The organism is Streptomyces sp. NPDC107550 (assembly GCF_055639095.1).
Map to the genome: position 1 here is coordinate 1 of NZ_JBVKBC010000026.1, position 12,338 is coordinate 12,338.

12 protein-coding genes are annotated in these 12,338 nt (G+C 72.4%); 5 read left to right on the top strand and 7 right to left on the bottom strand.

Going from position 1 to position 12,338, the window contains the following annotated elements; translation table 11 throughout:
- Window positions 1-142 precede the first annotated feature (142 nt).
- Window positions 143-409: a hypothetical protein gene (locus tag ACZ7LY_RS26645; RefSeq protein WP_471627247.1), complete on the bottom strand. Its 267-nt coding sequence runs from the start codon at window positions 407-409 to the stop codon at window positions 143-145.
- A gap of 216 nt (window positions 410-625) precedes the next feature.
- On the opposite strand from ACZ7LY_RS26645, the gene ACZ7LY_RS26650 reads away from it, so the two are divergent.
- A complete protein-coding gene (locus ACZ7LY_RS26650; protein ID WP_471627248.1) occupies window positions 626-1,438 on the top strand; it encodes an HAD family acid phosphatase in 813 nt (270 codons plus the stop codon).
- Between the two features lie 76 nt (window positions 1,439-1,514).
- On the opposite strand, the gene ACZ7LY_RS26655 is transcribed toward ACZ7LY_RS26650, so the two are convergent.
- The 3 genes from ACZ7LY_RS26655 to ACZ7LY_RS26665 all read right to left on the bottom strand — a co-directional run bounded on the left by ACZ7LY_RS26655 (window position 1,515) and on the right by ACZ7LY_RS26665 (window position 5,229).
- Window positions 1,515-2,972, bottom strand: a complete 1,458-nt coding sequence (locus tag ACZ7LY_RS26655; RefSeq protein ID WP_471627249.1) for a peptidoglycan D,D-transpeptidase FtsI family protein — start codon at window positions 2,970-2,972, stop codon at window positions 1,515-1,517.
- A 105-nt stretch (window positions 2,973-3,077) separates the two neighbouring features.
- Window positions 3,078-4,397, bottom strand: a complete 1,320-nt coding sequence (locus ACZ7LY_RS26660; protein WP_471627250.1) for an MFS transporter — start codon at window positions 4,395-4,397, stop codon at window positions 3,078-3,080.
- A 49-nt stretch (window positions 4,398-4,446) separates the two neighbouring features.
- Window positions 4,447-5,229: an IclR family transcriptional regulator gene (locus tag ACZ7LY_RS26665; protein WP_471627251.1), complete on the bottom strand. Its 783-nt coding sequence runs from the start codon at window positions 5,227-5,229 to the stop codon at window positions 4,447-4,449.
- A 129-nt stretch (window positions 5,230-5,358) separates the two neighbouring features.
- On the opposite strand from ACZ7LY_RS26665, the gene ACZ7LY_RS26670 reads away from it, so the two are divergent.
- From ACZ7LY_RS26670 to ACZ7LY_RS26685, 4 genes are all read left to right on the top strand, one after another.
- Window positions 5,359-6,900, top strand: a complete 1,542-nt coding sequence (locus ACZ7LY_RS26670) for an aldehyde dehydrogenase (NADP(+)) (RefSeq protein ID WP_471627252.1) — start codon at window positions 5,359-5,361, stop codon at window positions 6,898-6,900.
- A gap of 5 nt (window positions 6,901-6,905) precedes the next feature.
- Window positions 6,906-7,523, top strand: coding sequence for a DUF1349 domain-containing protein (locus ACZ7LY_RS26675; RefSeq protein ID WP_471627253.1), 618 nt, complete (start codon window positions 6,906-6,908; stop codon window positions 7,521-7,523).
- Between the two features lie 115 nt (window positions 7,524-7,638).
- Window positions 7,639-8,355: a DsbA family oxidoreductase gene (locus ACZ7LY_RS26680; RefSeq protein ID WP_471627254.1), complete on the top strand. Its 717-nt coding sequence runs from the start codon at window positions 7,639-7,641 to the stop codon at window positions 8,353-8,355.
- Window positions 8,356-8,437: 82 nt separating this feature from the next.
- On the top strand, window positions 8,438-9,550 hold the full coding sequence (locus ACZ7LY_RS26685) for an aminotransferase class V-fold PLP-dependent enzyme (protein ID WP_471627255.1): 1,113 nt from the start codon (window positions 8,438-8,440) through the stop codon (window positions 9,548-9,550).
- Between the two features lie 112 nt (window positions 9,551-9,662).
- On the opposite strand, the gene thpD is transcribed toward ACZ7LY_RS26685, so the two are convergent.
- The 3 genes from thpD to ectB are packed head-to-tail and all read right to left on the bottom strand — an operon-like array spanning window position 9,663 to window position 12,280.
- On the bottom strand, window positions 9,663-10,559 hold the full coding sequence (gene thpD / locus ACZ7LY_RS26690; protein WP_471627256.1) for an ectoine hydroxylase: 897 nt from the start codon (window positions 10,557-10,559) through the stop codon (window positions 9,663-9,665).
- A gap of 5 nt (window positions 10,560-10,564) precedes the next feature.
- Window positions 10,565-10,969, bottom strand: coding sequence for an ectoine synthase (locus ACZ7LY_RS26695; protein ID WP_188339637.1), 405 nt, complete (start codon window positions 10,967-10,969; stop codon window positions 10,565-10,567).
- Window positions 10,970-11,008: 39 nt separating this feature from the next.
- Window positions 11,009-12,280 carry a diaminobutyrate--2-oxoglutarate transaminase gene (gene ectB / locus ACZ7LY_RS26700; RefSeq protein ID WP_471627257.1) on the bottom strand — a complete coding sequence of 424 codons (1,272 nt, stop codon included), beginning with the start codon at window positions 12,278-12,280 and terminating at the stop codon, window positions 11,009-11,011.
- Window positions 12,281-12,338: the final 58 nt, after the last annotated feature.

The following is a 12,338-nucleotide window of genomic DNA, read 5'->3' on the forward strand; positions in this document are numbered from 1 at the left end:
CCGGCCAAAAGCCCCACGAGGCAGCAACGGCTCAAGCAACTCCCATTCCTCATCAGTCAGTTCATGACGACGCACCATCACTCCATACTGCCCCCCGGCACGACACTTTGACGACACGCCCTAGGCCCCGCCCAAGGGACCGTCAGTTGAGGCGCCAGAGGGCGTAGGTCACGGCGAGGAGTATCAGGCCCGCCCCCGCCAGGAGAGAGCCCAGGAGGCGGAGATGGTCGGGCGGCGCGGAGAGCGCCGCCTCTTCGGGGCCGGAACGGCGCGTATGCGCCCCGCGAAGCCGCAACAGCCAGTTCAGCCCGCAGGCGATGGCGACGACCCCGCCCACGACAAAGATCCACAGCAGCACGGGAGACGCCGTCCGCTCCACGGCGGCGGCGTCCAGCGCGGCGGCTCTCATGTCCCCGGAGTCCCCTGTCTCGTCCTGCGTCCCGCAGCCGACCCTAGAACCCCGGTGTCAACGCGGGGTCAAGCCGGGTTCAGGCCCGGGCAATGCCTTGCCGAACGCCCGATATCGATCGGGTAACGGCGCTCGCGGACCCCATGTGATGCGCGTAGACATGCATTCACCTGCATTCACCTCCGCTTACCTGAAGCACCCCGACGGGAGTCCTCCGTGCCGACCCTTCGCAAGTCCGCCCGCGTCGCGGGCATCGCCGCCGCCTGCGCCCTCGCCGCGACCGCCGTCTACGGCACCGGCGCCGCGAGCGCCGACCGCCCCACCGGCACCGCCACCGCGGAACCGCACAACATCGGCCTGCTCGTGAAGGAGATCGACTCCTACTACGGCGCCACCCAGGACGCGTCCAGCGTCTGGCAGGCGTCGCCCGACAGCCAGTACGCCGACGACCTCGCCCGCGTCCAGGCCGACGCCAAGAAGCAGATAGCCAAGGCGGCGAAGGCGGCCGGCAAACACCACGGCAGGGGCGACCGCCCCGCCGTCGTCTTCGATATCGACGACACGCTGCTGCTCAGCCTCGACTACGAGAAGAAGTCCAACTACGTGTACGACGACGCCACATGGAAGGCGTACGTCAACCGCGCCGACCGCCCCGCCGTCTTCGGTACCCCCGCGCTCATCCGCTACGCCGAGTCGAAGGGCGTCACGGTCTTCTACAACTCCGGCCTCTCCGAGTCCCAGCGCGCGGCCGCCGTCGAGAACCTGAAGAAGGTCGGCATCGACACCGACCTCGACGCCGGCCACGTCTTCCTCAAGGACAAGGCGAACCCGCCCGCCTACCTGCGCTCCTGCGCCACGCCGGGCGCCTGGACGTGCACCACCGTGCAGTACAAGTCCGGCACCCGCGCGCACATCGAGTCCCTCGGCTACGACATCGTCGGCAACTTCGGCGACCAGTACTCCGACCTGGAGGGCGGTCACGCCGACAAGACGTACAAGTTCCCGAACCCGACCTACTACGTGGGCTGAGTCCCGCCGCCCGACCACGTGACCGACGCCCTGCCCCCGCCAAGGAGCGCCCCGCCCGGGAACGCCCCGCCCGGAGTCACCGCTTGAGCGCCGCCTTCATCATCGCCTGCGCGATGGGCGCCGCCAGACCGTTGCCGCTGACCTCGGAGCGGGCCGCGTCCGACTGCTCCACGAGCACCGCGACGGCGACCTGCTTGCCGCTCGTGTCGTCCTTGGCGTACGAGGTGAACCAGGCGTAGGGCGTCTGGCTGTTGTTCTCGCCGTGCTGGGCCGTGCCCGTCTTTCCGCCGACGGTCGCGCCCGGCACGCGCGCGTTGGTGCCGGTGCCCTTGGTCACGACCGTCTCCATCGCGGACCGCAACTGCGCCGCCGTACCCGAGCCGACCACCCGCTTCGTCTCGCCGTCGGCGTACTTCTCGATCGCGTCGCCGCCGCCGTCCGTGACCTGCGCGACCATGTGCGGAGACGCCTGTTCGCCGCCGTTGGCGAGGGTCGCGGAGACCATCGCCATCTGCAACGGCGTCGCCGTCACGTCGAACTGGCCGATCCCCGACAGCGCGGTCTGCGCCTTGTCCATGCCGGAGGGGTAGCGGCTCGTCGCGGCCCGTACGGGGATGTCCTGCTTGGTGTCGTCGAAGCCGAACTTCTCGGCCATCGCGCGCACCTTGTCCTGCCCGAGATCCACGGCGATCTTGCCGAAGACGTTGTTGCAGGAGTACTGGAGCGCGGTGCGGAGCGTGGCGTTCTCACAGGGCGCGCTCGCGCTCTCGTTGCGCAGGTCGGTCGCCGTGCCCGGCAGCCGGTACGGGTTCGGCGAGTGAGTCGGCGTATCGACATTCGGATACAGCCCGTCCTCCAGGGCCGCCGCCGCGACGACCAGCTTGAACGTGGAGCCGGGCGGCAGCGCCTGCTTCAGCGCGCGGTTCAGCGTCGGTACGTCCTTGTCGGCGGCGAGCTTCTTCCACGCGGCGGCGTCCGAGGAACCGGAACCGCTGATCGTCGACGGGTCGAACGAGGGCGTCGACACCATGCCGAGCACCCGCCCCGACTCCGGGTCGATGGCGACGGCGGCGCCCTTCTTGTCGCCGAGCGCCCGGTACGCGGCCTTCTGCACCCCGGCGTCGACGGTCGTGATCACATTGCCCGGCTTGGCGCTCGCGCCGGTCAGCGCGTCGAGCGGGCCGCGCAGCCGGGTGTCGCTGCCGTCGAGCACCTTCTGGTAGATCGACTCCAGTTGCGTCGAGCCGTAGACCTGCGAGGTGTAGCCCGTCACGCCCGCGTAGAGCGCGCCGTCCGTGTAGTCGCGCTTGTACTTGAGGTCGCTGCCGGTGGTCCGCTTCGAGTCCGTCACCGCCCGTCCGCCCACGATGATGTCACCGAGCGGGTTCGCGTACTGCGCGATCGTCTTCCGCCGGTTCTTGTCGTTGTCCGCGAGGGCCTTGCCGTCGTAGAACTGCACCCATGTCGCCCTGACCAGCAGAGCGAACACGAGCAGCAGCGTGAAGACGGAGGCGCGCCTGATCGTCTTGTTCATTCCACCCATAAGGACGAACGGGATGGAACGAATCGTTCCGAAGCCGGGCCTTTTCTCAGCGATCTCTCATCGGACCGCCTGCCCTCAGCCTCGGACGATCATGGTTTACGGGTCACAGGGCGCCGTCCGCCCGGCGGACTCGGCGGCCTCGGTCCCGGCCTCGCGCGCCCCGGCTCCGGAGGCTCCGGCGGCCCCGGCGGGCGGCCCGTCGCCGTGGGCGGTCGCGCGGCCACCCGTGACGAGGACCACGACCGCCACGAGCGCCATCGCCCCGGCCATCGCGCCGAACCCGGCCGTGTACGTCGCCGCCTGCGCGGCCAGCCCGAGGAGCAGCGAGCCGAGGCCGGTGCCCGAGTCGTAGCCGATGTTCCAGGCGACGGAGGTCGTGTGCCGGTGCGCCGCGCCCGCCCGGTCCAGCGCCTGGACCAGCGTGAGGCTCTGCAGACCGCCGTACGCCGCGCCCAGCAGCGCCAGCCCCGACAGCAGCGGCGCGGGCCCCGGCGCAGGTCCGCGCACGGCGAGCGCCACCAGGACGAGCCCCGCGCACCCGGCGGCCAGCAGGGCGCAGGTCAGCGGGCGCGGCGCGAGCCGGTCCGCGAGCACCCCGCCCACCCAGCGGGCCCCGGCGGCGGTCGCCGTGAACAGCAGCAGCGCGCCCGCCGCGAGCGCCGCCCGGCCCGTGAACTGGGGCGTGAACGTCAGCACCGCGCCGCCCGCCGACGTCACCAGCAGCAGCGTGACCAGCGGCAGCCAGATGCGGCGCAGCACGGCCGCCGCCGACGCGGCCCCGGTGGAGTCGGCGCCCTCGGCCCCCGGCGCCTGCGCCGACAGACCCGCCTCCACGGCCCGGCCCAGCGCCCCCGTGAACGGCAATGCGAGCACCGGCAGCGCCCCGCACACCAGGATCGCCGGGAGGGCGAACGCGGCGACGAGCGCCGGCGCGGCGGGTGTCAGGACCGTCTGCGGCACCGCGATGGCCAGCCCGTACAGGCCGATCGCGGCGCCCTGCCGGCCGCGCGGGGCCAGCGTCGCCACCGCCGTCGAGCCGCACACCGTCAGGATGCCGAAACCGAGGCCGCGCAGAGCCGTCGTCACGAGGACCGGGCCGAGCGCGTCGCTGAGCGCCTGCACAGGTGCGGGCAGCCCGAGCAGCAGCGCGCCGAGCGTCAGGGTCCGGGTCCAGCCGAGCCGCCGCAGGGCCCGCTCGACCAGCAACTGCGCCAGCACGGTCGCCGCCATCAGGACGGCCGTGACGAGCCCCGCGCCGAACGCGTCGGCGCCGCCGCGCACCGCCCACTCCGGCGTCACCGGCAGCAGCAGCGCGAAGCCCGAGAAGCAGAACACCACCACGACCAGCAGGGACGGCATCCCGGGCGCGGCTATGACGGACGCCTTCGCCGGCGTCGACGGCATCGTACGAGTCATGGCAGACGTGCTTTCTGCGCCGCCGCACGCGGGCGGACGGCACGGTCGGTCACAGGTGGCGGGTGGCGAGGGTGAGCCGGTCCCGGGCGCCGGACAGGGCGTCCCGCACCGTCCGTTCGAGCGCGGGGGTGAGGCGCGCGGCCGGCACCGAGCAGGAGAGCGCGTCGCGGGCCGGGGTGCGGTAGGGGATCGCCATGCCGTAGCAGCGCAGGCCCACCGTGTTCTCCTCGCGGTCCACGGCGAAGCCCTGCTCGCGCACCGCGCGCAGCTCCTCGATCAGCGCCTCGCGGTCGGTGATCGTGTGCGCGGTCAGCGCGGGCAGCTCGGCCGGGAGCAGCGCCCGGACCTGCTCGTCGGTGTGGGTGGCGAGGAGCGCCTTGCCGAGCGCCGTCGCGTGCGCGGGCAGCCGGCGGCCGACCCGGGTGGAGGGCCGCAGATGGTGCGGCGAGGGGCGGGTCGCCAGATGGACGACGTCGGTGCCGTCGAGCCGGGCCAGATGGATCGTCTCGGCCGTCTCCTCGCAGAGCCGGTCGAGCGTCGGGCGGGCCGCGGCGACGGCCTCGTCCCCGTCGATGTACGAGGTGCCCACCAGCAGGGCCCGCACCCCGACCCCGTACCGCGTGCCGGTCGCGTCGGTCTCCACCCAGCCGAGGTCGACCAGGGTCCGCAGCAGCATGTACAGGCTGGACTTGGGATAGCCGACGGCCTCCTGGACCGCGGCGAGGGAGTGCATCCCGGGGCGGCCGGCGAAGAACTCCAGCAGCTCCACCGTCCGTACGGCCGACTTGACCTGCGCTCCGCCGCCGGCGGCCCCCGTCGCGCCTGCCGCCATCGGCCTTGACCCCCTCGTTCGACGACAAATAGTCTCCAGGGAGTTCACCCACAGAGACAGCGTTCAGTATATCGAACGCCCCTCGTGGCCAAGGAGGTTCGGCCGCGGGAAAGGCCGGAGGAAAGCGCCGTGGCAGCAGCACCAGTCTGGAGTGTCGACCCCCGAACCGGGAAGCAGCGCGAACAGGTCGCGGACGAGGCCACGCCGGAAGAGGTCGACCAGGCCGTGCGCGCCGCCGAGGCCGCCCGCCCCGCCCTCGCCGACCGCGCCGTGCGCGCCGCGTTCCTGCGCACCGCCGCCGACCTGCTCGGCGAGGCGGGCTCCTCCGGCGCCCATCTCGTCGAGGCCGCCGACGCGGAGACCGCGCTCGGCCCGGTCCGGCTCTCCGGCGAACTCGCGCGCACCTGCTACCAGTTGCGGGCCTTCGCCGACATCGTCGACGAGGGCGCCTTCCTCGACGTCGTCATCGACCACCCCGACGACAAGGCCACCCCGCCCGTCCCCGACCTGCGCCGCTACAAGATCCCGCTCGGGGTCGTCGCCGTGTACGCCGCGTCGAACTTCCCGTTCGCGTTCTCCGTGCCCGGCGGCGACACCGCGAGCGCCCTCGCCGCGGGCTGCCCGGTCGTCGTCAAGGCCCACCCCGACCACCCGGCGACCTCCGAACTCGTCGCCTCCGTCATCCGCCGCGCCGCCGCCCGCCACGGCATCCCCGAGGGCGTGCTCGGCCTCGTCCACGGCTTCGACGCGGGCGTCGAACTGGTCCGCCACCCCCTCGTCGCCGCGGCCGGGTTCACCGGCTCCGTGCGCGGCGGGCGGGCCCTGTTCGACGCGGCCGCCGCCCGGCCGGCGCCCATCCCCTTCCACGGCGAACTCGGCTCCCTCAACCCCGTCGTCGTGACCGAGGCCGCCGCCGCCGAGCGCGCCGAGCAGATCGGGGCGGGCCTCGCGGGCTCCATGACGCTCGGCGTCGGCCAGTTCTGCGTCAAGCCCGGCCTGGTGTTCGCGCCGCGCGGCGAGGGCGGCGACCGGCTCCTCACCGCCCTGACCGCCGCCGTCAGCGACACCGCCGCCGGCGTCATGCTCGACCACCGCATGCGGGACAACTTCGTCACCGGGGTCGCCGAGCGGGCCGCCCTCGCCGACGTCGAGGCGCCCGTGACGCCCGGCGCGGGCAGCGAGCACACCGTCAGCCCCGGCTTCCTCACCGTCCCCGCCGCCCGCCTCGCCACCGAGGGCGGCCCGCACGACCTGCTCCTCGAAGAGTGCTTCGGGCCGGTCACCGTCGTCGCCCGCTACACCACGACCGACGAGGTCACCGCCGTCCTCGGGCGCCTGCCCGGCAACCTCAGCGCCACCCTCCAGCTCTCCGCCGCCGAGGCCGCGGGCGAGGGCGAGGCGGCCGCCCTCCTCGCCGCGCTGACCCCGCTCGCCGGCCGCGTCCTCGTCGACGGCTGGCCCACCGGCGTCGCCGTCGCCCCCGCCCAGCACCACGGCGGCCCCTACCCGGCCACCACCTCCACCTCCACCTCCGTGGGCGGCACCGCCATCGAGCGCTGGCTGCGCCCGGTGACGTACCAGAGCATGCCCGAGGCGCTGCTGCCGCCCGAACTGCGCGACGACAATCCGCTGGGCCTGCCCCGGCGCTACGACGGCCGCCTGGAGAACTGACCCGCATGGACCTGCACCTGCCCGAACTCCCCTTCCCCCTGCACCCGCACGGCCCCGACGGCGACTGGAGCTACGCGGACGGCACGCTCACCGGGCACGCCGGGCCCCGCCAGGACCGCTTCGTGCCGCCCGGCGGCACCGCACTCGACCCCGCATCCGACGCGCCCCGGCTGCTCGGCGCCCCGCCCGCCGGCGACTTCCAGCTCGTCGCCCGTGTCACGGTCGGCTTCGCGGCCCCCTTCGACGCGGGGGTGCTCTACCTGCACGCGGGGGAGCGCCAGTGGGCCAAGCTCTGCTACGAGCGCTCACCCGACGAGCCCACCATCTGCACGGTCGTCACCCGGGGCCGCTCCGACGACGCGAACTCCTTCGTCGTGCCCGGCGACACCGTCTGGCTGCGGCTGACCCGCACCGGCGCCGCGTACGCCTTCCACGCCTCCACCGACGGCGAGCGCTGGACCTTCGTCCGCGTCTTCGCCCTCGGCGACGAGGACCGGGACGGCGCCGACGCCCCGCTCGTCGGCTTCCTCGCCCAGTCACCGGCCGGCGAGGGCTGCACCGTGCGCTACGACCGCATCGCGTTCCGCGACCACGCCCCCGCCGACCTGCGCGACGGCACCTGACGGCACCAGAGCGACCCGGGCGCCCGCGCCGGGCGGGGAATGCGGCGCGGGCGCCTCCGGTTGACGTACGAGGCAGGACACCCCTGCGCCGTACGACACTGGAGCGAGCCCCACCATGCGCGTCGAGATCTGGACCGACATCAACTGCCCCTTCTGCTACATCGGCAAGTCCCGGTTCGAGCAGGCCCTCGACGCGTTCCCGCACAAGGACGAGGTGGAGGTCGTCCACCGCTCCTTCGAGCTGGACCCCACCATCCCCAAGGGCGACACCGGTCCCGTCATCGCCAAGATCGCCAAGAAGTACGGCATCAGCGAGGCGCAGGCCGCCGCCAACGAGCAGGGCCTCGGACAGCAGGCCGGCGCGCTCGGCCTGCCCTACCTCACCGAGGGCCGCGACTACGGCAACAGCTTCGACCTGCACCGCCTGCTGCACCTCGCCAAGGACAAGGGCGTGCAGGACGCCCTGGTCGACGCCCTGTACCGGGGGAACTTCGCGGAGGAGGGCTCGGTCTTCGCCGACGACGAGCACGTCGTCACGCTCGCCGTCCAGGCCGGTCTCGACGAGGCCGACGTCCGCGCGGTCCTCGCCGACCCGGACGCCTACGCCGACGCCGTGCGCGCCGACGAGCGAGAGGCCGCCGAGCTGGGCGCGACGGGCGTGCCGTTCTTCGTCCTCGACCGCAAGTTCGGCGTCTCCGGCGCCCAGGCCGCCGAGATCTTCACCCAGGCGCTCAGCCAGGCGTGGGGCGCCCGCTCCCCGCTGACCGTCCTCGACGGCACGGCCGAAGGCGACGCGTGCGGCCCCGACGGCTGCGCGGTCCCGCAGTCCTGACGCCGGTCCGTCAGCGCCGCGCGATCCGTCAGCGGCGCCCGATCCGTCAGCGGCGCTGAGAGGTACCGCTCAACATTTCTCGATGGACGGGCAGTTGGCGGCGCGGCACAGTGGGCCCATGGAGACTTCGGGTACTCACCACGCTCTCGACGCGGACCTCGTCCGCGCCCAGTACCGCCCCGCCGCCACCTATCTGAACACCGCGAGCGTCGGCCTGCTGCCCGCCCGCGCGGCCGACGCCATGCGCGACGCCCTCGACGGCATGGCCACCGGCCGCCCCGCCGACTCCCTCTTCGCGGACCTGGAGGAGGCGCGGGCCGCGTTCGCCCGGATCGCCGGGGTGCCCGCGACGCGGGTGGCGGCCGGCGCGTCCGTCGCCGTCTACACCGGGCTGATCGCCGCCTCACTGCCCGAGGGCGCCGAAGTCCTCACCGCCGAGGGCGAGTTCAGCTCCGCGGTCAACCCCTTCCACGTACGCCGTGATCTGAAGGTGCGGATCGTGCCGCTGGAGTCGCTGGCCGACGCGGTCCGCCCCGGCACCGCCCTCGTCGCGGTCAGCGCCGCGCAGTCCGCAGACGGGCGGGTCGCGGACCTCACCGCGCTGCGCGAGGCGACCCGCGCGCACGGTGCCCGGCTGTACGTGGACGCCTCGCAGGCGGCGGGCTGGTTCGCGCTGGCCGAGCACGCGGCCGCGGCCGACTACGTCGCCGCCGTCGCCTTCAAGTGGCTGACCTGCCCGCGCGGCGTCACGTTCTTCGTCGGCCCGCACGACCCGGAGGGCCTGGACCCCGTCTTCGGGGGCTGGGTCGCGGGGGAGCGGCCCTGGGACAGCTGCTACGGTCCGGTCACCGAACTCGCCCGCTCCGCCCGCCGGTTCGACGAGTCGCCCGCCCTGCTCTCGTACACCGGCGCCCGGCACGCGCTCGCCCTCGTCGAGGAACTGGGCCCCGACACCATCCGCGCCCACGACCTCGCGCTCGCCGACCGGTTCCGCGCCGGGCTCGCCACGCTCGGCCTGGAGCCCGTGCCCTCCCCGGGCTCCCCGATCGTCTCCGTGCCGGGCCTCGGCGAGCGGCAGCCCCGGGTGCGCGAGGCGGGCGTCGAGGTCTCCGCCCGCGCCGGGAACCTGCGGGCGTCGTTCCACTTCTACAACACGGCCGCCGACGTGGACCGCCTGCTGAACGCCCTGGAGTGACCCCCGCGCACCGCCCGCCGCACCCGGACACACGTGAGCGGGGGCGGGACCCGCGACCGGATCCCGCCCCCGCTCACGTACGTGAGCCACGTGACTCACGTACGGGCGCCGCTCACCTCACCGGGGTGAAGTCCCGCGCGCCGATGAACTCCGGGCGCCGCACGGGCGCCGCGAACGGCTCCACCGCCGTGTTCTCCACGCTGTTGAACACGATGAAGACGTTCGAGCGCGGGTACGGCGTGATGTTGTCGCCGGAGCCGTGCATCGCGTTGCAGTCGAACCACGTCGCCGACCCGGCCTTGCCGGTGAACAGCTTGATGCCGTGCGCGTCGGCGAACTTGGTCAGCGCCTCGTCGCTCGGCGTGCCCGCGTCCTGCATCTGGAGCGACTTCTTGTAGTTGTCCTTCGGCGTCTCGCCCGCGCAGCCGAGGAACGTCTTGTGCGAGCCCGGCATGATCATGAGCCCGCCGTTGGTGTCGTAGTTCTCCGTCAGCGCGATGGAGACCGACACCGTGCGCATGTTCGGCAGACCGTCCTCGGCGTGCCACGTCTCGAAGTCCGAGTGCCAGTAGAACCCCGTGGCGCCGAAGCCGGGCTTGACGTTGATGCGCGACTGGTGGACGTACACGTCCGAACCGAGGATCTGCCGGGCCCGGCCCACGACACGCTCGTCGCGGACCAGGTCGGCGAAGACCTCGCTGATCTTGTGGATCTCGAAGACCGAACGGATCTCCTGCGACTGCGGCTCGACGATCGAACGCTCGTCGGCGCGCATGGCCGGATCGTTCACCAGGCGGTTCAGCTCCGCCTGGTAGGTGCCGATCTCGTCCGGCCCGATCAGCTCCTCGATGGCGAGGAACCCGTCCCGCTCGAAGGCGGCGAGGTCCGACTGGCGGATCGGACCCCGGGCTCCCGGAGCCGACCAGACGACCGGGTCGACGCGCGGGGTCGCCACCTCGGAAGTGCCTCGGGTCGGGTACAGGTCGGTGATGCCGGTTGCCGTCGTCATACGGATCAGACCTCCTCGGGCTCGGTCAGCAGCGGGTAGACGCCGTTCTCGTCGTGGTCCTCCCGTCCGGTGACAGGAGGGTTGAACACGCACACGCAGCGGAAGTCCGTCTTCGGCCGCAGGGTGTGGCGCTCGTGGCCGTTCAGGAGATACATCGTCCCCGGCTCGATCCAGTGCTTCTCCCCGGTCTCCCGGTTCTCGAGCTCGGCTTCACCCTCCACGCACAGCACGGCCTCGATGTGGTTGGCGTACCACATGTCGGTCTCCGTACCCGCGTACAGGATCGTCTCGTGCAGGGAGAAGCCGACCTTCTCCTTGGCGAGGACGATGCGCTTGCTCTCCCAGGTGCCGGACGCCGATTTCACGTGCCGGTCGGTGTTCTCGATCTCCTTGAACGAACGGACGATCACGGTGGGTCGCTGCCTTTCTCTTCTGCGTCGTGAGGGGGGTCAGGCGGTCTCGCGCACGGCCCGGGTGAGCGTGCGCAGCCCCTCGTCCAGCTCCTCGGGCGTGATCGTCAGCGCCGGAAGCAGCTTGACGACCTCGCTCTCGGGGCCGGAGGTCTCGATGAGCAGGCCGAGTTCGAAGGCGCGCTTGGCGACCTTGCCGGCCCGCTCCTTGTCGCGGAACTCGATGCCCCACACCAGGCCGCGGCCCCGGTACTCGGCGATCGCGTCGCGGTGTTCGTCGCGCAGCGCGCCGAGGGCCTCCTCGACCTGCTGCCCGCGTGCCAGCGTCTGCTTCTCCATCGCCGGGCCATCGGTCCAGTACGTCTCCAGCGCGGCGGCGGCGGTCACGAACGCGGGGTTGTTGCCGCGGAACGTGCCGTTGTGCTCGCCCGGCTCCCAGACGTCCAGCTCCGGCTTGAACAGGCACAGGGACATAGGAAGCCCGTACCCGCTGATGGACTTCGAAACAGTCACGATGTCCGGTGTGATGCCCGCCTCCTCGAAGGAGAAGAAGGCACCGGTGCGGCCGCAGCCCATCTGGATGTCGTCGACGATGAGCAGCATGTCCCAGCGCTCGCACACGTCGGCGAGCTTGCGCAGCCACTCGGCACGGGCCACGTTGATGCCGCCCTCGCCCTGGACCGTCTCGACGATCACGGCGGCCGGCGTGTTCAGGCCCGAGCCGGAGTCCTCAAGCAGACGCTCGAACCAGATGAAGTCCGGGGTCTGCCCGTCGAGGTAGTTGTCGAACGGCATGGGCGTGCCGTGCACCAGCGGGATACCGGCGCCCGCGCGCTTGAACGCGTTGCCGGTCACCGCCAGCGAGCCCAGCGACATGCCGTGGAAGGCGTTGGTGAACGAGATGATCGACTCGCGGCCCTTGACCTTGCGGGCCAGCTTCAGCGCCGACTCGACGGCGTTGGTGCCCGTCGGGCCCGGGAACATGACCTTGTACGGCAGGTCGCGCGGGCGCAGGATGATGTTCTGGAACGACTCCAGGAAGTTGCGCTTGGCGGCCGTCGACATGTCGAGCCCGTGGGTGACGCCGTCGCGCTCCAGGTAGTCGATCAGCGCGCGTTTGAGGACCGGGTTGTTGTGCCCGTAGTTGAGCGACCCGGCGCCCGCGAAGAAGTCCAGGTACTCGTGGCCGTCCTCGTCGTACATGCGGCTGCCCTGGGCCCGGTCGAAGACGGTGGGCCAGCCGCGGCAGTAGCTGCGCACCTCCGACTCAAGGGTCTCGAAGACGCTCAGGTCCGGCTGGGTGATGGTCACAGCGAATGCTCCTCTAGGGAGGGGAGTTGAGGGGGGTCGGCGATGGGTGGGATCGGCG